19 protein-coding genes are annotated in these 18904 nt (G+C 65.2%); 10 read left to right on the top strand and 9 right to left on the bottom strand.

Annotation, left to right across the window (positions count from 1 at the left end; translation table 11 throughout):
- The first annotated feature begins 39 nt into the window (after positions 1-39).
- Both AC1MCD_RS13345 and AC1MCD_RS13350 read left to right on the top strand, forming a co-directional pair.
- Positions 40-1758, top strand: coding sequence for a DEAD/DEAH box helicase (locus AC1MCD_RS13345; RefSeq protein WP_498672666.1), 1719 nt, complete (start codon positions 40-42; stop codon positions 1756-1758).
- An 8-nt stretch (positions 1759-1766) separates the two neighbouring features.
- Positions 1767-2639: a DNA-methyltransferase gene (locus tag AC1MCD_RS13350; RefSeq protein ID WP_498672668.1), complete on the top strand. Its 873-nt coding sequence runs from the start codon at positions 1767-1769 to the stop codon at positions 2637-2639.
- Positions 2640-2709: 70 nt separating this feature from the next.
- Here the strand turns inward: AC1MCD_RS13350 and AC1MCD_RS13355 are convergent, their stop codons facing one another.
- On the bottom strand, positions 2710-3558 hold the full coding sequence (locus AC1MCD_RS13355; protein WP_498672670.1) for a PHP domain-containing protein: 849 nt from the start codon (positions 3556-3558) through the stop codon (positions 2710-2712).
- An 81-nt stretch (positions 3559-3639) separates the two neighbouring features.
- Here AC1MCD_RS13355 and AC1MCD_RS13360 point away from each other — a divergent pair, with 81 nt between their 5' ends.
- The 4 genes from AC1MCD_RS13360 to AC1MCD_RS13375 all read left to right on the top strand — a co-directional run bounded on the left by AC1MCD_RS13360 (position 3640) and on the right by AC1MCD_RS13375 (position 8741).
- The gene (locus AC1MCD_RS13360; protein WP_498672672.1) at positions 3640-5238 is read left to right on the top strand and encodes an aminopeptidase P family protein; all 1599 of its coding nucleotides are present in this window, start codon (positions 3640-3642) and stop codon (positions 5236-5238) included.
- Between the two features lie 192 nt (positions 5239-5430).
- The gene (locus AC1MCD_RS13365; RefSeq protein ID WP_498672674.1) at positions 5431-6807 is read left to right on the top strand and encodes an ABC transporter substrate-binding protein; all 1377 of its coding nucleotides are present in this window, start codon (positions 5431-5433) and stop codon (positions 6805-6807) included.
- A 33-nt stretch (positions 6808-6840) separates the two neighbouring features.
- A complete protein-coding gene (locus AC1MCD_RS13370; RefSeq protein WP_498672676.1) occupies positions 6841-7827 on the top strand; it encodes a carbohydrate ABC transporter permease in 987 nt (328 codons plus the stop codon).
- A gap of 80 nt (positions 7828-7907) precedes the next feature.
- A complete protein-coding gene (locus AC1MCD_RS13375; protein ID WP_498678338.1) occupies positions 7908-8741 on the top strand; it encodes a carbohydrate ABC transporter permease in 834 nt (277 codons plus the stop codon).
- A 150-nt stretch (positions 8742-8891) separates the two neighbouring features.
- Here the strand turns inward: AC1MCD_RS13375 and AC1MCD_RS13380 are convergent, their stop codons facing one another.
- Positions 8892-9854, bottom strand: coding sequence for a YflT domain-containing protein (locus AC1MCD_RS13380; RefSeq protein ID WP_498672678.1), 963 nt, complete (start codon positions 9852-9854; stop codon positions 8892-8894).
- A gap of 76 nt (positions 9855-9930) precedes the next feature.
- On the opposite strand from AC1MCD_RS13380, the gene AC1MCD_RS13385 reads away from it, so the two are divergent.
- The 3 genes from AC1MCD_RS13385 to AC1MCD_RS13395 are packed head-to-tail and all read left to right on the top strand — an operon-like array spanning position 9931 to position 13128.
- Positions 9931-11214, top strand: a complete 1284-nt coding sequence (locus AC1MCD_RS13385) for a magnesium transporter MgtE N-terminal domain-containing protein (protein WP_190989324.1) — start codon at positions 9931-9933, stop codon at positions 11212-11214.
- Positions 11207-11989 carry a DUF1003 domain-containing protein gene (locus tag AC1MCD_RS13390; protein WP_498672679.1) on the top strand — a complete coding sequence of 261 codons (783 nt, stop codon included), beginning with the start codon at positions 11207-11209 and terminating at the stop codon, positions 11987-11989. Before AC1MCD_RS13385 ends, AC1MCD_RS13390 begins: the two co-directional genes overlap by 8 nt.
- 11 nt (positions 11990-12000) lie before the next feature.
- A complete protein-coding gene (locus AC1MCD_RS13395; protein ID WP_498672680.1) occupies positions 12001-13128 on the top strand; it encodes an Mrp/NBP35 family ATP-binding protein in 1128 nt (375 codons plus the stop codon).
- 20 nt (positions 13129-13148) lie between these two features.
- On the opposite strand, the gene AC1MCD_RS13400 is transcribed toward AC1MCD_RS13395, so the two are convergent.
- The 3 genes from AC1MCD_RS13400 to sigE all read right to left on the bottom strand — a co-directional run bounded on the left by AC1MCD_RS13400 (position 13149) and on the right by sigE (position 15106).
- A complete protein-coding gene (locus AC1MCD_RS13400; protein ID WP_498672681.1) occupies positions 13149-13565 on the bottom strand; it encodes a twin-arginine translocase TatA/TatE family subunit in 417 nt (138 codons plus the stop codon).
- Positions 13566-13634: 69 nt separating this feature from the next.
- Positions 13635-14480, bottom strand: a complete 846-nt coding sequence (locus AC1MCD_RS13405) for an anti-sigma factor (protein WP_498672682.1) — start codon at positions 14478-14480, stop codon at positions 13635-13637.
- 8 nt (positions 14481-14488) lie between these two features.
- Complete coding sequence (sigE, locus tag AC1MCD_RS13410) at positions 14489-15106, bottom strand: RNA polymerase sigma factor SigE (protein WP_498672683.1); 618 nt, start codon at positions 15104-15106, stop codon at positions 14489-14491.
- Between the two features lie 229 nt (positions 15107-15335).
- Between sigE and AC1MCD_RS13415 the strand changes: the two genes are divergently transcribed.
- On the top strand, positions 15336-15968 hold the full coding sequence (locus AC1MCD_RS13415; protein WP_498672684.1) for an O-methyltransferase: 633 nt from the start codon (positions 15336-15338) through the stop codon (positions 15966-15968).
- A 61-nt stretch (positions 15969-16029) separates the two neighbouring features.
- On the opposite strand, the gene AC1MCD_RS13420 is transcribed toward AC1MCD_RS13415, so the two are convergent.
- The 4 genes from AC1MCD_RS13420 to AC1MCD_RS13435 form a co-directional block, all read right to left on the bottom strand.
- Positions 16030-16197: a DUF3117 domain-containing protein gene (locus tag AC1MCD_RS13420; RefSeq protein ID WP_009357720.1), complete on the bottom strand. Its 168-nt coding sequence runs from the start codon at positions 16195-16197 to the stop codon at positions 16030-16032.
- 233 nt (positions 16198-16430) lie between these two features.
- The gene (locus AC1MCD_RS13425) at positions 16431-17636 is read right to left on the bottom strand and encodes a putative hexosyltransferase (protein ID WP_498678341.1); all 1206 of its coding nucleotides are present in this window, start codon (positions 17634-17636) and stop codon (positions 16431-16433) included.
- Between the two features lie 38 nt (positions 17637-17674).
- Entirely contained in the window at positions 17675-18091 is a 417-nt protein-coding gene (locus AC1MCD_RS13430; protein ID WP_498672685.1) for a DivIVA domain-containing protein, read from the bottom strand.
- A gap of 23 nt (positions 18092-18114) precedes the next feature.
- The gene (locus tag AC1MCD_RS13435; RefSeq protein ID WP_498672686.1) at positions 18115-18900 is read right to left on the bottom strand and encodes an LOG family protein; all 786 of its coding nucleotides are present in this window, start codon (positions 18898-18900) and stop codon (positions 18115-18117) included.
- Between the last annotated feature and the right edge of the window lie 4 nt (positions 18901-18904).

Consider the following 18904-nt stretch of genomic DNA (forward strand, 5'->3'; position numbering starts at 1 on the left):
AGGCAGCGCCAATGCCCAAATGAATAAGGAAACTCACCTGTGAGTGAATTGCATACCCACCAGCTCCTGACGGACGACTCCGGCATCGAAACGATCGAACCTGAAGAGACCATCATCTCCGACGAGAAGCCGCATGAAATCGCGGAAAAGTCCTTCGCCGATTACAACGTCCGCGCGGACATTGTCGAGTCCCTGGCCGACGCCGGGATCACCCACCCGTTCCCCATCCAGGCCATGACCCTGCCGGTGGCGCTCTCGGGCCACGACATCATCGGCCAGGCCAAGACCGGTACGGGCAAGACCCTCGGCTTCGGCATCCCGGCGCTGCAGCGCGTTGTGGGGCCGGACGACGCCGGTTTCGACAAGCTCGCCGTTCCCGGCGCACCGCAGGCCCTGGTCATCGTGCCCACCCGCGAGCTGGCCGTCCAGGTAGCCAACGACCTCCAGACCGCTTCGCTCAAGCGCAACGCCCGTATCACCACCATCTACGGCGGCCGCGCCTACGAGCCCCAGGTGGAGGCCCTGCAGAAGGGCGTCGAGATCGTGGTCGGAACCCCCGGCCGCCTGATTGATCTGTACAAGCAGAAGCACCTGAGCCTCAAGAACGTCAAAATTGTCATCCTCGACGAAGCCGACGAAATGCTGGACCTTGGTTTCCTGCCGGACGTCGAGACGCTGATCGCAGGCACCCCTGCCGTCCGCCAGACGCTGCTGTTCTCCGCCACCATGCCCGGCCCGGTCATTGCCATGGCCCGCCGCTACATGACACAGCCCACCCACATCCGGGCAGCTGATCCCGAAGACGAGGGCCTCACCAAGCGGGACATCCGCCAGCTCATCTACCGCGCCCACAGCATGGACAAGGTTGAAGTTGTTGCCCGCATCCTGCAGGCACGGGGCCGCGGCCGCACCATCATCTTCACCAAGACCAAGCGCACTGCCGCAAAGGTGGCCGAGGAACTGGTGGACCGCGGCTTCGCCGCCGCCGCCATCCACGGCGACCTCGGTCAGGGCGCCCGCGAGCAGGCCCTCCGGGCCTTCCGCAACAACAAGGTGGATGTTCTGGTGGCCACCGACGTCGCCGCCCGCGGCATCGACGTGGACGACGTCACGCACGTGATCAACTACCAGTGCGTTGAGGACGAAAAGATCTATCTGCACCGCGTGGGCCGCACCGGCCGGGCCGGCAACAAGGGCACCGCCGTGACCTTCGTTGACTGGGATGACATGCCGCGCTGGGGCCTGATCAACAAGGCCCTGGGCCTGAGCTACCCGGAACCGGTGGAGACGTACTCGTCCTCCCCGCACCTGTACGAAGAGCTGGACATCCCGGAAGGCACCAAGGGCCGGTTGCCCCGCAACAAGCGCACCCTCGCCGGTGTTGACGCCGAAGTCCTGGAGGACCTGGGCGAGACCGGCAAGAAGAACTCCCGCGCCAGCGGACAAAACGGTGGGCGGGACGGCGGCCGTGACGGCAACCGCGACGCCGGCCGTTCAGGCGGGCGCGAGGGCAGCCGCCGCAGCGGCTCCGAAGGTGGCCGGTCAGGCGAGGGCAGCCGCTCAGGCGAGCGCCGCCGTCGTACGCCTGATGCCGCGACCACCGGCACCGGGCCCGCCGCCGAACCTGCAACTGCGGCTGCGACCGCCGGCGAAGTGGACCCCCGGGCCCGCCGCAGCCGCACCCGCACCCGCCGCCGCAACGGCGAAGTGGTGGCCGGCGCCGACAACGGCATGCAGCCCGGCAACGCAGAGGCCTAACAGCCTCGATGACTGACACCGTCTGGGCGCCGGACGGCAGCAACCTGGTGGTTCACGCGGATAACGCGGAGTTCCTCCCCTCGCTGCCGGACGGCGCCTTCACACTCATTTACGTGGACCCGCCCTTCAACACCGGCAGGGCCCAGACCCGCCAGGAAACCCGGATGGTGCTCAACACCGGCGGCGACGGCGACCGCGTGGGCTTCAAGGGCCGCTCCTACGACACCATCAAGGGCGCACTGCACCGGTACGATGACGCGTTCAGCGATTACTGGGCCTTCCTGGAGCCCCGGCTGGTGGAGGCTTGGCGGCTGTTGGCTGACGACGGCACGCTCTACCTCCACCTGGATTACCGGGAAGTCCATTACGCCAAGGTGATGCTCGATGCCATCTTCGGCCGCGAGTGCTTCCTGAACGAGATCATCTGGGCCTACGACTACGGTGCTCGCGCCAAATACCGCTGGCCCACCAAGCACGACAACATCCTCGTGTACGTCAAGAACCCGTCCAAGTACCACTTCGACAGCGCCGAGGTGGACCGGGAGCCGTACATGGCTCCGGGCCTGGTGACGCCTGCCAAGCGGGAACTCGGGAAGCTGCCCACCGACGTCTGGTGGCATACCATCGTCTCCCCCACCGGCAAGGAAAAGACCGGCTACCCCACGCAGAAGCCCGAGGGCCTCATCCGCCGTGTGGTTGCCGCCTCAAGCCGCCCTGGTGACTGGTGCCTGGACTTCTTCGCCGGTTCCGGAACGCTCGGCGCCGTCGCGGCCAAGCTGGACCGGAAGTTTGTGTGCGTGGACCAGAACCAGCCGGCCATCGAAGTCATGGCCAAGCGGTTGGGTGCCAAAGCCACCTTTACTTCCTTCCCGCCCAACTAGGTAGCAGTAAGTGTCGTTTTGAGCGTCCAAAACGACAGTTACTGCTACCTAGTTGGGATGCGGGCAGGCATCAGGGGCGGACGACGGCGGTCCCTGTGGCCAGTTCCTCGATCCGGGCCAGCACCTCGGGCGACGTCAGGTTCTCCCCCAGCAGGTTCGGTTTGCCCGTTCCGTGGTAGTCGGAGGACCCCGTGATCAGCAGTCCGTGCTGGGCTGCAAGTCCCCGCAGGAACTCGCGGCCTTCCTCGGGGTTGTCGCGGTGGTCGATCTCCAGGCCCACCAGACCGGCGTCGATCATGTCCCGGTAGGTGCGCTCCCCCACAATCCGCCCGCGCGAGGACGCCACAGGATGGGCGAAGACAGGGACGCCGCCTGCGGCCCGGACAAGTTCGACGGCGGTTGCCGGGTCGGGTGCATAGTGCTGGACAAAGTAGCGAGACCGCGAGGTGAGGATGGACGTGAAGGCTTCCGAACGGTCCGAAACCACCCCGGCCGCCACCAGGGCATCGGCGATGTGCGGACGGCCCAGCGTGGCCCCCGGGGCGACGTGATGAATGACGTCGTCCCAGGTCAGAGGGTAGTCTTCGGCGAGGAGGCTCACCATGCGTTCGGCACGGGTGAGGCGTGCGTCCTTGGACTTGGTGATTTCCTCAAGTAGTCCGGGGTGGGCGGGATCGTGCAGGTAGCTCAGCAGATGCACGCTGATGCCCTGCTCCGTCCGGCAGGAAACTTCCATTCCCAGGACCAGGGCCACCCCGTGAGCCAAGGCTGCCTGGGACGCTTCAGCCCAGCCGTCCGTGGAGTCATGGTCGGTCAGGGCCACGACGTCCAGGCCCGCCCGGGCTGCCGAGGCCATCACGTCAGCGGGGGTTTCCGTGCCGTCGGAAACGTTGGAGTGGGCATGCAGGTCAATCCTCACCTGCCCAGCCTAGTTGACCGCGTCCGCCCGGCCTGGCTCCTTTGTTCGCGCGTGCCCGGCTGCTGGTGAGACGATGGTGCCGTGAACGATGCCGAAAATACCCAGAACTCTGCTTCCCAGCCCCTCGATGAGCGCGTCAACAACCGCTCGCAGCGGCCCAGTTCCGATGCCTTCAAGACGTTTATGGCCAGCAACTGGGCGCCCACCGGCCAGCAGTTGCCGGCCCGCGACGCCGTGGCGGACTACGCCGCGGCCAGGCGCAAGGCCATCTCCGACCAGTTCAAAGGCGAACGCCTGGTCATCCCTGCAGGCCCGCTGAAAGTCCGGTCCAACGACTGCGATTACCGCTTCCGCCCCCACTCGGGATTCGCCCACCTCACCGGCCTCGGCCTGGACCACGAGCCGGATGCTGTCCTCATCCTGGAGCCGGCAGCGGAAGGAAAGGGCGACGACGGCGGGCACCACCGCGCCACCCTTTACTTCCGTCCGCTCGCAGGACGGGATACAGAACAGTTCTACGCCGACTCCCGGTCGGGAGAATTCTGGATCGGTACCCGCCCCAGCCTCGCCGAGTTCGAAGCCCGCCTGGGCCTGCCCACCGCCCACCTCGATGCCCTCGAAACGGCGATCACCAAGAACGTGGGTGCTCCGGAGATCGGCGGCATCTCCATCCGCCTGGTCCGCAAGGTCGACGAGAACATCGACGCGCTCGTGGACACTGCCCGCTACAACACTGCCAAGGATCCGGACAACCTGGACCTCGCAGTACTGGATGCTTTGGACGAGAAACTTTCCGAAGCCCTGTCCGAACTCCGGCTCCTCAAGGATGACTGGGAAGTCGAGCAGATGAAGGCGGCCGTGGCAGCCACCGTTGAGGGCTTTGTGGAAGTGGTCAAGTCCCTTCCGCGGGCACTGACGCACGCCCGTGGCGAACGCGTTGTGGAGGGTGCCTTCTTTGCGCGGGCCCGCGAAGTGGGCAACGAACTGGGGTACGACACCATCGCCGCCGCCGGCAACAACGCCACCGTGCTGCACTGGAACCGCAACACGGGCAGGATCAATGCGGGCGAGCTGCTGCTCCTGGATGCCGGGGTCGAAGCCGACTCACTGTACACCGCCGATGTCACCCGGACCCTGCCTGCCAATGGCACGTTCAGCGACATTCAGCGCAAGGTCTATGAGGCGGTCCTTGATGCCGCCGACGCCGGATTCGCCGCCGCCCAGCCAGGCACGAGGTTCCGGGACATCCACACCGCCGCCACCACGGTACTGGCTGAGCGGCTCGCCGAGTGGGGGCTGCTGCCTGTCAGTGTTGAGGAAGCCATCAGCCCTGAAGGCCAGCAGCACCGCCGCTGGATGCCGCACGGCACCAGCCACCACCTGGGCCTCGACGTCCATGACTGCGCCCAGGCCAAGCGCGAGCTTTACCTCGATGGCATCCTCACTGCAGGCATGGTCTTCACCATCGAGCCCGGCCTTTACTTCAAGAACGAAGACCTGGCCATCCCTGCCGAGTACCGCGGCATCGGCGTGCGGATCGAGGACGACATCCTGATGACGGCCGACGGTCCGGTCAACCTCAGCGCCGAACTCCCCCGGAAGGCTGCCGACGTCGAATCCTGGATGTCAGGCATCTACGCCGAAGTGGACCAGGCCGTCGCACAAGGGGGCACCGTCTGACGGGTTGCGGCTGCCCTGCCTCCGGCCGCGTAAGGCGGTCCTATCCATGGTGAAGCTCTGGTAACAGTTTTTGGCAATCGCTTGCCAAAGTTTGACTCCGATGAATACGCTAGCCGCGGAGAAAGAAATCCATAGACTGTGATCTAAGTCTTGGGTCTCTGCCGCATCGTATGTCTTCAAAGGAGAAGTCTCATGGGTATGTCCAAACCACGTCGCCTGGGTGCTGTTGCCGCCGCGACAATTTCCGTCCTGATGCTTGCCGCTTGCGGCGGCTCGGGCGGGTCAGGCGGCACCGGCGCCGGCGCCGGCGCCACCGGCGGCAAGGTGGATGGCGCCGGGAAAACGCTCAACGTCCTGATGAACGTGACAGCGCAGTATCCCCAGGAGCAGCAGGCCTGGTTCAAGGAAATGAGCACCAAATTCAAGGCGGAAACCGGAGCAGACATCCAGTGGGAGACGTTCGCTACCGCCAATGACGAGATGACCCGGATCCAGACCTCCGTGGTGTCCGGCCAAGGCCCCGACGTCTACGGTCTCGGAACCACCTTCACCCCCACGGCCTACTCCACGGGCGCATTCGTGAAGCTGGGCGACAACGAATGGAACCAGCTCGGCGGTAAGGACAAGTTCGTTCCCGCCGCGCTGGGCATTTCCGGCCCGGACGAAGGAAACCAGATCGGCATCCCGTTCGTCAGCCGCCCGTTCGTCATGGCCTACAACACCGAACTGCTGGCTGCCGCCGGCATTGAAAAGCCGGCAACCACCTGGGACGAATTCACCGAACAGGCCAAGAAGCTCACCAAGGGCGACCAGTACGGTGTTGCGGTGGCCTACAAGGACAACTTCGACCCCTGGAAGTACATCTGGGGAATGTCCATCCAGGCCGGCAACCCCATCATCGACGGCAGCAAGGTCCGCCTCGATGACCCCATCACCAAAAAGGCCTACGACACCTACTTCGGCTGGGTGACCAAGGACAAAGTAGTGGACCCCTCATCGGTGGGCTGGGCCAACCCGCAGGCCCTGGCGGCCTTCGCGGCCGGCAAGGCCGCCTACTTCCCCATGACGTCTCCGCTGTCCATCCCCGCATTGGATGCCTCGGCCGTCAAAGGCAAGTACAAGTACGCCCTGATGCCTACCGTCCCGCCGGGCGAGTCCTCCAACCCTTCCGGTGGCAAGCCCGCCGCCAGCATCCTGTCCGGCGACAACCTCGTGGTAGCCGACTACTCGAAGCAGAAAGACCTTGCCTTCGCGTTCATCAAGATGATCACCGAGAAGGACGTTCAGCTCAACTACTTCAAGGTGTTCGGCCAGCTTCCCGCGAACCAGGCAGCGGCCAAGGAGCTTGCCAGCAACGAGATGATTGCGCCGGCGCTTGATTCCGGTGCGAAGTCCGTGGCCACCCCGTTCAGCGGCGCCTGGGGTGACGTCCAGCTGTCCCTGACCAACGTGGTGGTCCAGTCGATTCCGGACCTTTCGGCAGGCTCAGTCAGCGACGCCAACCTCACCCAGCGGCTGAAGGACGAGCAGGCCAAGTCGCAGACTGCCTTGGACCGGGCAAAGAAGTAAGACCGGCCGAACAACTGCGGAAGGTTGCAGACAATGGCTAGCAGCGTTACCGAGCCCCGGCCGTCGGACAGCAGTCCGGCGGCCGGGCCGGCCGCCGGACCCGGCAGGCCCACCCCGAGTGATAAGCGCCGGAAGGGGCTGAGCGAAAGGAACCGGCCGCTGTGGCTGCTGATACCCGGCGGGTTCCTGATGACGATCGTCATCCTCATCCCCTTGGCCATGGGCATCTGGATGTCCGTGATCGACCTGGACCAGTACAGCCTGCGCCGCTGGGTCAGTGCCGAGTTCATCGGCATCCAGAACTACATCGAAGCGGCAACCAGCAGTGACCTGCTCCGCTCGATCTGGCTCTCCGTGTCCTTCGCGGTGATCTCCACCCTGGTGACCGTCCCGCTGGGCGTGGCTGCCGCCGTCGTCACCCAGAACGCCTACCGCGGCCGTGCGCTGGTACGTTCGATCTTCCTGATCCCGTACGTCCTGCCTTCCTTTGTGGTAGCCAGCGTCTGGCGGACCATGCTGCAGCCGGACGGCATTGTGAATGTCACCCTGACCAGCATGGGCATGGACGGCGGGCTCTGGCTAAACGGCCCCAACGCCTACTGGACCCTGGTGTGGGTGGAAATCTGGGCGGCCTGGCCGTTCATCTATTTGCTTGCCTTGTCCGGTTTGCAGGCCGTGGACCACGAGGTCCATGAGGCCTCTGCTCTGGACGGCGCACTGTGGTGGAACAAGCTGCGCTACGTGATCTTCCCGTACCTGAAGGGTCCGGTCTCGCTCGCGTTCCTGCTGGCCACCTTGAACCACATCAACAACTTCACGTTGCCCTACGTCCTGTTCGGCGCGCCCGCCCCGTCCGACGTGAACGTGCTCCCGATCCTGGTTTACGTCACCAGCTTCCAGAGCTTCAGGTTCGGCCTCAGCGCGGCCATGGCGGTGGTGTCGCTCATCCTGATCGCCATTCCGCTGTTCATCTACCTGCGCGCGGTCAAGCTTGACGTGCACGACGGAGGAAAGAAATGAGCATCGACGCAGCAAACCCGATCGAAAAGCAGGCCAAGCAGCCCATCCGGCGTGATGCCGCCTTGGAAGTCACCCGCCTGATGCCGCGCCCGCTGCTGATCGTGATCACGGTGCTGCTCTGTGCTCTGGTCCTGACCCCCATCCTGTACATCTTCCTGGCCTCCCTGAACACGGACGTGGGTGTGGCAAGCGGCGAGTTTTGGCCGAGCAGCTTCTCCCTGGACAGCTACAGCAAGATCTGGGATTCGGTTGGCTTGGCCAAAGCCATCGGAAACAGCCTCATTGTGTCCGGTGCCACCGCCATCGTCTCCGCCCTGATGGCGATCGGCACGGCCTATGTCCTGGTCCGGTTTGAGTTCCGGGGACGGCTGACGGTGCTCCGCGGCCTGCTTGGCCTCCAGTCCATTCCCGGAACCCTGATGCTGCTCCCGGTGTTTGTGCTCTTTTCCTCCGCCGGCACCTACCTGGGGGTCACGGTCATCGGCACCCTGTGGGGCCTCTTCATCGCGTACCTGACATTCGCCCTTCCGTTCTCAACCTGGGTCATGGTCACATACCTCCGCGGGCTTCCGCGTGAACTGGAGGAGGCAGCACGCATCGACGGTGCCTCCAACCTGGGGATCCTCTTCAAGATCATCATTCCGCTCAGCTGGCCCGGGATCATCGTCTCAGCCATCTTCGCCTTCCTGCTGGGCTGGAATGACGTGCTGTTTGCGTCCGTCTTCACCCGGCCCGACACCCATACCGCCGCAGTGGCGCTGCAGGTGTTTGCCTCCGCCGTTGAAGGCGGCGCGATCCCCGTGTACTCGCAGATGATGGCAGCGTCCCTGGTCTGTGCCGTACCGGTGGTAGTGCTCTACTTCATGTTCCAGAAGTACCTCGTGGGCGGCCTGACAGCAGGCGGCGTCAAATAACCGGCAGGAACGCACCGCACTAAAAAGAACTCCGTCCGGACCGGCGATCGCCAGGTCCGGACGGAGTTCTTTGTGTGAGTGCTGAGGCCGCACAACCCGGTGGGCTCACCCTGTGGGTGAGCGAACCCCGCGCGTCGGGGTCTCCCCTGCCTACGGCGTTGGTTCGCCGGAGTCGTTCGCGGAGTCGTTCCGAGCCTGGGGCCCGCTCGAGGCGGGCTGCCCGGACGCGGATTGCCCCGAGTCAGTACTGCCTGCAGCGGGCTGATCGCTGAGGCGGACCCCATACTGGGGCCGGCCGTCCGGAAGGTCAGGGTAGCGGACCGCCGCAACGGGCGCCTTGGCCGGCTGCGGTGCACCCTCCGGCTGCATGCCCTGGCCTGATTCTGCGGCGTGGCCCGTGGCCTGTCCCTGCGGGCCGGGAGCCGGCGTGTCGGCCCCCTGCTGACCATAGGGGTCATTCCAGCCCGCGGGCCGGGCGGGTGCCTGCCCCGGCTCCTGTGCCTGGCCCGGCTGGCCGTACTGCTGGGACTGCCCGTGCTGCTGGGGCTGGCCGTACTGCTGGCCCTGGTAGCCCTGCGCGCCGTAGGGAGCAGCGGCTGCGTCAGAGCGGGTCATGGGCAGCTGCTGGAGCAGCCGGCGGGCCTCATGGGCGGCTTCCACGGACACTACGACGTCGTAGTTGGTGGCCACCACCTGGCTGGTGGAGGTGAAGTCCCGCTTCCCGCGCTGCATGGCATAGGTGACGATGCCGAACAGCATAAAGAAGGCAGCGCCCATCAGCACCGACGCCAGGATGGAGAAGTAGCCAGGCGAAGGGGCAAAGAAGGACAGCATTACGCCGACAAACAAACCGAACCACATGCCGCTGAGCGCGCCGGAGAGCGCCACGCGCGGATAGCTGAGGCGGCCGGTTACCCGCTCCACCATCTTGAGTTCGTTGCCCACGATGGAAACCATCTGGACCGGGAACTGCTGGTCGGCAAGGTAGTCCACCGCCTTCTGGGCATCCAAGTAGGAGGTGTACGAGCCGACGGTGTCACCGACCGGAACCATGCGGGCGTCATCCGGCCCGTTAGGGCTGCCGGCCTTGGGAGCACCAAAAATGTTTGACATACACCCATTCTTGCCCATCAGCATGTGTGCCGCCTGAAATTCAGCTAAAAGAGAGCAGACTCGGTAGCCTGTAGAAGTGAGCACAAATCTTTCGCGCGTCTTTGTGGCCCGCCTTCTGGGTCTTGATGTCTTCGACCCCCTGGGCGATCGCCTGGGGCGGTTGCGCGATGTTGTGGTGCTCTCCCGCGGTAGCCGGGGCGCCCCGCACGTGGTGGGCATCGTCGTCGAAGTTCCCGGCAAGAAGCGTGTGTTTGTGCCGATGACCCGCATTACCTCGATCGACCAGACACAGATCATCTGCACCGGACTGGTGAACCTGCGCCGCTTTGAGCAGCGCGGCGCCGAGACCCTGGTGGTCGCGGAAATGTTCGACCGCCGGGTCACCCTCCGGGACGGCAGTGGCGACGCCACCATCGAGGACATCGCCATGGACCAGCACCGCTCCCGCGACTGGTTTGTCAGCAAACTTTTCGTCCGCCGGGGCCACTCGCTGTCCCCGCTCAGCCGTTTGCGGCGCAACGAGACCATGATCATCGACTGGGCGGACGCCCTGCAGGGTGCCCGCACAGAGCCGCAGGCGGCCACCCAGTTCGTGGCCAACCACGAGGACCTCAAACCTGCGGACTTTGCCGACGCACTTCAGGAGATGAGCGACAAGCGGCGCTTCGAGGTGGCCAGCGAACTCCAGGACGAACGGCTCGCCGACGTCCTGCAGGAGCTTCCGGAGGATGACCAGGTGGAAATCCTTTCCGCCCTCGATCTGCAGCGTGCAGCCGACGTCCTGGAAGAGATGGATCCGGACGACGCCGCCGACCTCCTCGGCGAGCTGCCTTCCGCCCAGGCGGAGCAGCTGCTGCAGCTGATGGAACCTGAGGGCGCGGAGGACGTGCGGCGGCTGCTTGAGTACGACGAAGACACCGCCGGCGGCCTCATGACGCCGGTCCCGGTCATCCTTCCCCCCGAGGCAACAGTGGCCGAAGCCCTTGCCCACGTCCGGCGCGAGGAGCTGTCCCCCGCCCTCGCCTCATCCATTTTTATTGCCAGGCCCCCGCTGGAGACGCCCACCGGACGATTCCTGGGCGTGGTGCACATCCAGCAGCTCCTGCGGTTCCCGCCGTTTGAGCCGCTGGGCAACCTGGTGGATAAGAACCTTGAGCCGCTGTCCGACCAGGCCCACATCAGTGAAGTCGCCAGGACCTTGGCAACCTACAACCTGAACTCCCTTCCCGTGGTCAATGACGACGGCCGGCTCGTGGGGGCGGTGACAGTTGATGACGTTTTGGATCATATGTTGCCGGACGACTGGCGCGCCTATGATGGCGAAGCCCCGATAAGAAAACTCGGAGGCCGCATTGGCTGATACCGGCGCCCCCAAGAATCCCAACCAGCGCGGCTCCGCCAAAGTACCAGCCAAGGGTGGCCTGGACACGCCTTTGAGCGGCCGGCAGCGCATCCTGCCGAAGTTCTCACCGGACCCCGACGCCTTTGGCCACGCAACTGAAGGCTTCGCCCGGTTTATGGGCACACCCCAGTTCCTGGTGTACATGACGGTCTTTGTGGTGGTCTGGCTGGTCTGGAACACGTGGGCACCGGAGGCGTGGCAGTTCGACTCCCGTTTGCTCGGCTACACCCTGCTGACTCTCATGCTCTCGCTGCAGGCTTCCTACGCCGCCCCGCTGTTGCTGCTTGCCCAGAACCGGCAGGACGACCGCGACCGCGTGTCACTCCAGCAGGACCGGCAGCGGGCAGAGCGCAACCTTTCGGACACCGAATATCTCACCCGGGAGCTGGCTTCGCTGCGGATCGCCCTCCGCGAAGTGGCCACGCGCGATTACGTCCGTGCGGAACTGCGATCGCTCCTGGAGGACATGCTCGAAGCGCAGGAGGAACTGCGCACCCATGACCCCGCGGGATCCGGCAGCCACGAGACGCCCCGGGACAAGATCAAGGAAAAGTTGAAGGAAAAGCGCGACAAACAGCGGAGCCCCCGCACGCAGCAGGTGCCGAAGGTCAAACCGAGCCACGCCGCCACGGGACCCGCCGCCGGCGGGCCCACAGACGTCGGGGCTGCACATGGCGCCGCTACAGATCACGGCGCCGCCGCCCCGAAGCATACCCCTACCCCCGAAAGCTGAGCCCTGCCCGAATGAGCACCACCCTGGAGCAGGCAGTCCACGCTGCGCTGGCCACTGTCATAGATCCTGAGCTCCGCCGTCCCATTACGGAACTGGGCATGGTGGATTCAGTGGACATCTCCAGCGATGGAACAGTCAGGCTGGCAGTGCTTCTCACTATCGCAGGTTGCCCCCTGCGGGGCACCATCACGGCCGACTCCGAACGGGCTCTGTCCGCGGTTCCCGGCGTGACCGCCGTCGACGTTGAACTGAAGGTGATGAACCAGGCCCAACGGGACGCCCTAAAAGAGCAGCTGCGCGGGGCCGGGAACCAGCGCGGCATTCCGTTCAACGAGCCCGGGTCGCTGACCAAGGTTTACGCTGTTGCCAGCGGCAAGGGCGGCGTCGGCAAGTCCTCCCTCACGGTCAACCTGGCTTGTGCCCTCGCCGCCCAGGGGCTCCGCGTCGGCATCGTGGACGCCGACGTTTACGGCTTCTCGGTTCCGGCCATGATGGGCATCACGCAGGCGCCAACACGGGTGGACGACATGATCCTGCCGCCGGTGGCGTACGGCGTCAAGGTGATCTCCATCGGCATGTTCGTCACCGGCAACCAGCCTGTTGCCTGGCGCGGCCCGATGCTCCACCGTGCCCTGGAGCAGTTCCTCACCGACGTGTATTTCGGTGACCTTGACGCCCTGTTCCTCGATCTGCCGCCGGGCACCGGCGACATCGCAATTTCCGTGGCCCAACTGCTGCCCAAGGCAGAGATCCTGGTGGTGACCACCCCCCAGGCCGCGGCCGCCGACGTCGCCGAGCGCGCGGGCGCCATCGCCACCCAAACAGGCCAGTCCGTGGCCGGCGTCATCGAGAACATGTCCTACCTGGAAATGCCCGACGGCGAGCGGATGGAACTGTTCGGAAGCGGTGGCGGAGCAATCCTCGCCGAAAGGCTCACTGCGACGGTGGGCGCCGATGTTCCGCTGCTGGGGCAGATCCCACTGGACATCCTGTTGCGCGAGGGCGGCGACTCCGGTGCGCCCATTGTGCTGAGCCGGCCGGAGACTCCGGCGGCCATCGCCCTGAACGGGATTGCCGGCAAACTTGCTGCCAAACCGCGGGGCCTTGCCGGACTGAAGCTGGGGCTGCAGCCGCGCTGAGCAACTGCTGGAGGGCAGGGCTAAGTGGCCTCGGAGTCGAACGGAGCGGGTGTGCCGGGCGGCAGGGTCTGCACCACGCGTGCGGGCCGCGCCGGTACTCCCGTCGCGCTGCCAGCTGCAGCGACTGCGGCGCCGGAGACGGCAGCCACCGCGGCGGGCGCCCCGGGACTGACAATCTTGGTGTCATCATCCAGGAGGGCTTCCTTGATGATGCGGCGCGGATCGTACTGCCGGGGATCGTACTTCTTCCAGTCGACATCGTCGATGTCGATGCCGACTTCTTCCTTGATCTGCTCACGCGCACCGGAGGCCATGCGGCGGACTTCCTTGACCAGGTTCGCCAGTTTCTGGGTGTACTCGGGCAGCCTTTTGGGACCGATCACCAGAATGCCGATGATCAGGAGCAGGAAGAACTCGGGGCCGTTGATTCCAAACACTTTAGGAAGATTACCCTCTCCGAAGCCGCTCTGACGATTCGTCCCCGCCGGGCTGAGAACCTGCCACCATTACCCCGCCAACATCTCCCCGATTTTACGGATTCCGCGCTCCAGCCGGGCCGAGGGGGACTCGCCACCGGACGTTGCCGGGTCTGCGCCCGACGCGGTGCTGGTGCCTGCGTCGATACCTTCCCCGGCAACGGAACTGAGCTGCTGGAGCACCGGGACGGTGTCGTCAGCCTGATCAGCCGGGAGGTCGGACTCCACGGAAAACGTGCCTGCGGCCGTTGTATAAGTAGCGGTCCAGGGGGCGAGGCTGCTGACCACCAGCTTCCCGTCATCTGCGGACGCCCCGGCCGGAGCCTGTTCCACTACGGTTGCGTAGTGCTGCCCGTCCGAGAGGTGCAGCTCCACAGCCGGCATGCCGTTACGTGTCACGGCATTGGCGCTCCGGATCTGAAAGCCCAAGGACTCGAACTCCGGGCACAACCATCCCTCCGCACGCAGCGCGGATAACTGCGGAGCAGTGAGCGCTCCACCGTCCGCGGGCAGTTGGGCGCTGTGCCGCACGAGGCTCCCGTGCATGGCCGTGCCTGCCGTAGGAAGGGCGTCTCCGGCCAGCGCGAAGGCGCTGACGGCAAGAATTCCGGCTGCGGCAGCTGTGCCGCCGGCCGTGAGTGCAAGTGCCCGCACGCCAGGGTGCTGGCCCGGTACCGGCTCCGGCGTAGCAGCCAGAAGCTGGGTCCTGGACAGCAGGCGGGCCGTCAGGTCGTCGCTGGCTGGCGGCACGGCGGCTTCGCGGAGCCGCTCGATGTATTGGCGTTCGCGGTTTAGGGCCGCTGCGCACTCGCCGCAACCCTGAAGGTGTTCGGCGCCGCGGTGATGCCTGCGGCCGAAGGGATTCTGGAGCGTCATGGCGCCGATCAGAGGATGCTGGCGATGCGCGGCAGCGAGAGCTTTGGCTTCCGGCCCTGCTGCGGGCGGGGGTCTCGGTGCGCCAACTTCTCGCGCAGCATGGTCCGGCCACGGTGGATCCGTGAGCGCACTGTCCCAAGTTTTACTCCCAGCGCGGCGGCCACTTCATCGTAGGAGAGGCCCTCCAAATCGCACAGTACGACGGCGGCGCGGAAGTCCGGCGGCAGTTCCTCCAGTGCGGCCTGAACATCGAGGTCGAGATTGTTCAGCTCGAAGCTCTGTTCCGGACCGGGCTCGCGCCCGGGAATACGGGACTCCGCGTCTTCGCCCAGCGCGTCGAAGCGGATCCGGCTCTTCCGGCGTGCCTGGTCCAGGAACAGGTTGGTGGTGATCCGGTGCAGCCAGCCGTCGAGGGTACCCGGCTTGAAGTTTTCCAGGGAACGGAAGACGCGCACGAACACCTCCTGAGTGAGGTCCTCGGCGTCGAACTTGTTTCCGGTCAGGCGGTACGCGAGCCGGTACACCTTGGCGGAGTGGTTGGCCACCACTTCTTCCCAGGTGGGCCGGACCCATGCGGCAGCCGAAAGTTCTATTGCAGGGACAGGTGTCACATCTGATGCTGACATCGTCCACTCCCATCGTGGATTGCTATCGCCCGGATACTGTTGACATCTCTGGTTCGGCGCCGACCACCTCGCGGATGAGCGGATCTCCATCATTTCAAATTTGGCTGGGAATTTCCTGACCGGCGGCGCCCTTCAGCCGACGGCGCAACGGATTCCTTCCGCGGCTGACACCATCGGACACAGTAGGCTGTACTAGACACCCCCCTGCCGCCCAGAAAGCGAATCCCCCATGAGCGCCGACAAGTCCACGAGCTGGTCCTATGCTGAAGATCTGCCCGTCGAGGACGAGGTCATGGTGCGTGCCAGGGAGCGCTCCTTCGAGTTGGGTGTGACCCCCATCGGGACGGGTGTAGGCGCGGTCCTGACGGTGTTGGCTGCAGGGTCCAAGGCCCAGACCGCCGTCGAAATCGGAACAGGTGCAGGTGTCTCGGGTGTCTGCATCCTGCGTGGCCTGGGTCCGCATGCCGTGCTCACCACCATCGACGTTGATGTTGAGCACCTGAAGGCTGCCCGCGAGGCGTTTTCGGAAGCCGGCAGCCCTGCGAACCGCACCCGGACCATCTCCGGCCGTGCGGGCGATGTCCTGCCACGCCTGACCGATGCCGCCTACGACCTGGTGTTCATCGACGCCGACAAGCCCGGCCTGCCTGGCTACGTGGAGCAGGCCGTCCGGCTCCTCAAGGCCGGCGGACTGCTGATCATCAACGATGCCCTGGATAAGGACCGCGTGGCCAACCCTGCCGCGCGCGATACCAACACCGTGGTGTTGCGCCAGGTGGGCAAGTCAATCCGCGACGACGACCGGCTCGCCTCCGCGATGCTTCCCACCGGAGACGGCCTGCTGGTAGCGGTCAAGAAATAGAACAGGGCCCGCAGCGTGTAGCTGCGGACCCTCGCCCCACGGGACCCCCCGGTGCCGAAAATTATTCGGTAACGCCCACGAGGCATTCCTTAAGGTTGGCCGCCTCGGCAGCGTTAAGTTCCACCACAAGCCGTCCGCCGCCTTCGAGCGGTACGCGCATGATCAGGCTGCGGCCTTCCTTGGTGACTTCCATAGGGCCGTCGCCCGTGCGTGGTTTCATAGCCGCCATGAGGAATTTCCCCTCCATTTAGTCCCAGGACATAGCAGCCCGGGCGGGCTGTGTCCGCATGATCAAACCAAGCCGCTATGGCGGCCCGTACTGATGCCGCCATTGCTGAACATTCTGAATCCTGTTGTCCTTGCTTACTCCCTATTATCCTGTAATTACTCGCACGTAGCTAATCGATGGACATTTACGGCCGCGTCGGATTCCCTGATCCGCCGGTGCGGTGGCGCGTTCCATCACGGCGGATAATCGCCGCCTCCCGGAAGCTGGGCCCACGCCCACAGCCAGACGATCCACACAATCTGGAGCAGGACAAACATGGCCAGGACCGTGCCGCGGTAGGCCTTTGATCGGGACAGCAGTGCAGCCCCGAGAGCCAGCGGAAACAGCGGAAGAAGCATGCGGAAGGTGCTGGTCTGGGGGTGCAGGAACAGCAGGAGGTACCCCATGTAGCACGCGCACCACAGGCGGAGCTCTGTACCAAGCCGCACCACCGGCCTGGCGAAGAGCAGGAGCGCAAAAAGTCCCGCGAAGATGAATGGGGCCAGTATCCCCAGGACAGGGCCGAAAAGGTCCACGCCGGTGTCAAACCACGGCTTGAAGGGCACCAGGTCATGGCCGCGCCATACCGTTTCGGTCTTGGTATAGGCGGCGATGTCACCGGTGGCAGCCCAGGCCGCGGCCGGCCAGAAGAGTGCTGCGGCGCCGCACAGTGCTGTCAGGCCCGTAAGGGACACCAGCTCGCGCACACTATGGGATCCAGCCTGCCCGGTGCGGAACCGTTCCATTACCCTGGCGATCAGGAGAAGTCCCAGCATGGCCGCGAACGGAACACCCACCGGGCGGGAAAGGCACAGGAGCACCACTGCCGGCATGGCCCACAGATAATGCTGCCGGACCACCAGCAACAGCGTGGTGGCCAGAAGGAAGATGGTGAGGGGTTCCGCATAGGGAACCTGCAGGATTGCCGAGGCCGGAAAGGTAGCGAAGAACGCCGTTCCCCACAGGGCCGTACCGTGCGATGCCTTGTGCCTGAACAGGCAGTACACGGCAAGGGCGGCGCCCAGCCCGGACAGCATGGCCACCACCGTCAGCGCCGCGGCCGGGCTGGCTCCGGTCAAGCCCGACAGCGCCCTGCCCAGCGCGGGGAAGAGCGGGTAGAAGGCCCATTCATTTTCCTGCACGTTGCCCGCGGCGTCCGTGGGCAACGTTGAGGGGTATCCGTCTGTGATGATCCGGCTGTACCACCGCGCATCCCAGATGTTGATGAAATTCCAGTAGTCGGGCGTGGGGGGAAACCAGGGATTGGGCCCCTGTTGCCGGGCAGCGGCGATAAAGATGCAGGCGCTGACAAGGCGGGCCGCAACATAAAGGGCGGCTACCTGCAGCCACCACGGCCAAGACTTGATGGCACCCGTGGCGCGGGCGCCAAGGGCGGTGATGGACGCCGTCGGGCCCGTCTTGTCACCCGTTTCAGTGCTCAAGCGCCGGCCTCCGGCGGAGCCGCCCGTTCGGCGTCGAGCAGCCGGGTTCGGAGCTCCGCCAGTTCGGTTTCCTTGGCAGCGAGCTGGTCGCGCAGTTCGTCAAGCACCTGATCAACCTGGTCCATCCGGTAGCCCCGGAGGCCCAGGGAGAAGCGGACGTGATCAACGTCCGCCGGTTCCGCATCCGCCGGCAGCAGCACCGGCGGCAGGTTGGCCGGGGGCTGGGCGAACCCTGCGTACAGCAGCTCTCCACCCGGAGGGTCGTAGTCCGCAGGGGCGGCGGTGGAGTTGGCGCCCCTGCCTAGGCGGCGGACGCCGCTCAGGATGCCGCGGGAGCCGCCGGCGCCGGCCCACATGGTGGCACCGATCAGCACAACAGCAAGGAAGACCAGGAAAAAACTCACAGCACCCATCGTGCCAGATTTGGACGGGCGGACTATTCCGGCCGCTGCTCCCCGTTAGTCGAGGGCGGGGGAACCGTGCCGTGCAGCACCAGGTCCACCGCTTCTGCGGGATCGTCCACTACCTGGATAAGGTCCAGGTCCTTTTCGGAAACCATGCCTTCGGCCACCAGCGTGCCGCGGATCCATTCGATCATTGGCCCCCAGAAGTCCACGCCCAGGAGCACGATCGGGAAGGACGTCACCTTCCGGGTTTGGACCAGGACCATCGCCTCAAAAAGCTCATCCAAGGTTCCCAGTCCGCCGGGCAGAACGATGAAGCCTTGGGCGTATTTGACGAACATCGTCTTCCGCGCGAAGAAGTAGCGGAAGTTGATGCCGAGGTCCACCCATTGGTTCAAGCCCTGTTCGAAGGGCAGCTCGATTCCCAGGCCAACGGAGACGCCGTTGCCTTCCACCGTGCCCCGGTTCGCAGCCTCCATGGACCCCGGTCCGCCACCCGTAATGACCGCCACGCCAGCGGCCGCCAGGTGCCGGCCCACGGCCATGCCCATTTCGTAGAACGGGCTCCCCGGTTTGGTGCGCGCAGAACCGAACACACTGACGGCCGGCCCCAAGTCGGCGAGTGCCCCGAACCCCTCCACGAACTCGCTTTGGATGCGCAGGACCCGCCACGGATCAGAATGGACGAACTGGCCGGCGCCCTTGGTATCGAGCAGGTGCTGATCGGACATTTCCACGGCTGCCTGTTTGCGGCGCAGTTCGAGGGGACCCTTACGGCGCGGCTGAGTGGATTTTGCCGGATCTGCGTTGATGCTCATCCCC

The organism is Arthrobacter sp. BF1, assembly GCF_056680215.1.

What these genes read in the sequence shown, in the direction of transcription:
- AC1MCD_RS13435 (WP_498672686.1), bottom strand. Translation starts at nt 18,900, where the DNA reads ATGAGCATCAACGCAGATCCGGCAAAATCCACTCAGCCGCGCCGTAAG.
- AC1MCD_RS13420 (WP_009357720.1), bottom strand. Translation starts at nt 16,197, where the DNA reads ATGGCGGCTATGAAACCACGCACGGGCGACGGCCCTATGGAAGTCACC.
- AC1MCD_RS13370 (WP_498672676.1), top strand. Translation starts at nt 6,841, where the DNA reads ATGGCTAGCAGCGTTACCGAGCCCCGGCCGTCGGACAGCAGTCCGGCG.
- AC1MCD_RS13405 (WP_498672682.1), bottom strand. Translation starts at nt 14,480, where the DNA reads ATGACGCTCCAGAATCCCTTCGGCCGCAGGCATCACCGCGGCGCCGAA.
- AC1MCD_RS13375 (WP_498678338.1), top strand. Translation starts at nt 7,908, where the DNA reads ATGCCGCGCCCGCTGCTGATCGTGATCACGGTGCTGCTCTGTGCTCTG.
- AC1MCD_RS13415 (WP_498672684.1), top strand. Translation starts at nt 15,336, where the DNA reads ATGAGCGCCGACAAGTCCACGAGCTGGTCCTATGCTGAAGATCTGCCC.
- AC1MCD_RS13430 (WP_498672685.1), bottom strand. Translation starts at nt 18,091, where the DNA reads ATGGGTGCTGTGAGTTTTTTCCTGGTCTTCCTTGCTGTTGTGCTGATC.
- AC1MCD_RS13395 (WP_498672680.1), top strand. Translation starts at nt 12,001, where the DNA reads ATGAGCACCACCCTGGAGCAGGCAGTCCACGCTGCGCTGGCCACTGTC.
- sigE (WP_498672683.1), bottom strand. Translation starts at nt 15,106, where the DNA reads ATGTCAGCATCAGATGTGACACCTGTCCCTGCAATAGAACTTTCGGCT.
- AC1MCD_RS13380 (WP_498672678.1), bottom strand. Translation starts at nt 9,854, where the DNA reads ATGTCAAACATTTTTGGTGCTCCCAAGGCCGGCAGCCCTAACGGGCCG.
- AC1MCD_RS13365 (WP_498672674.1), top strand. Translation starts at nt 5,431, where the DNA reads ATGGGTATGTCCAAACCACGTCGCCTGGGTGCTGTTGCCGCCGCGACA.
- AC1MCD_RS13350 (WP_498672668.1), top strand. Translation starts at nt 1,767, where the DNA reads ATGACTGACACCGTCTGGGCGCCGGACGGCAGCAACCTGGTGGTTCAC.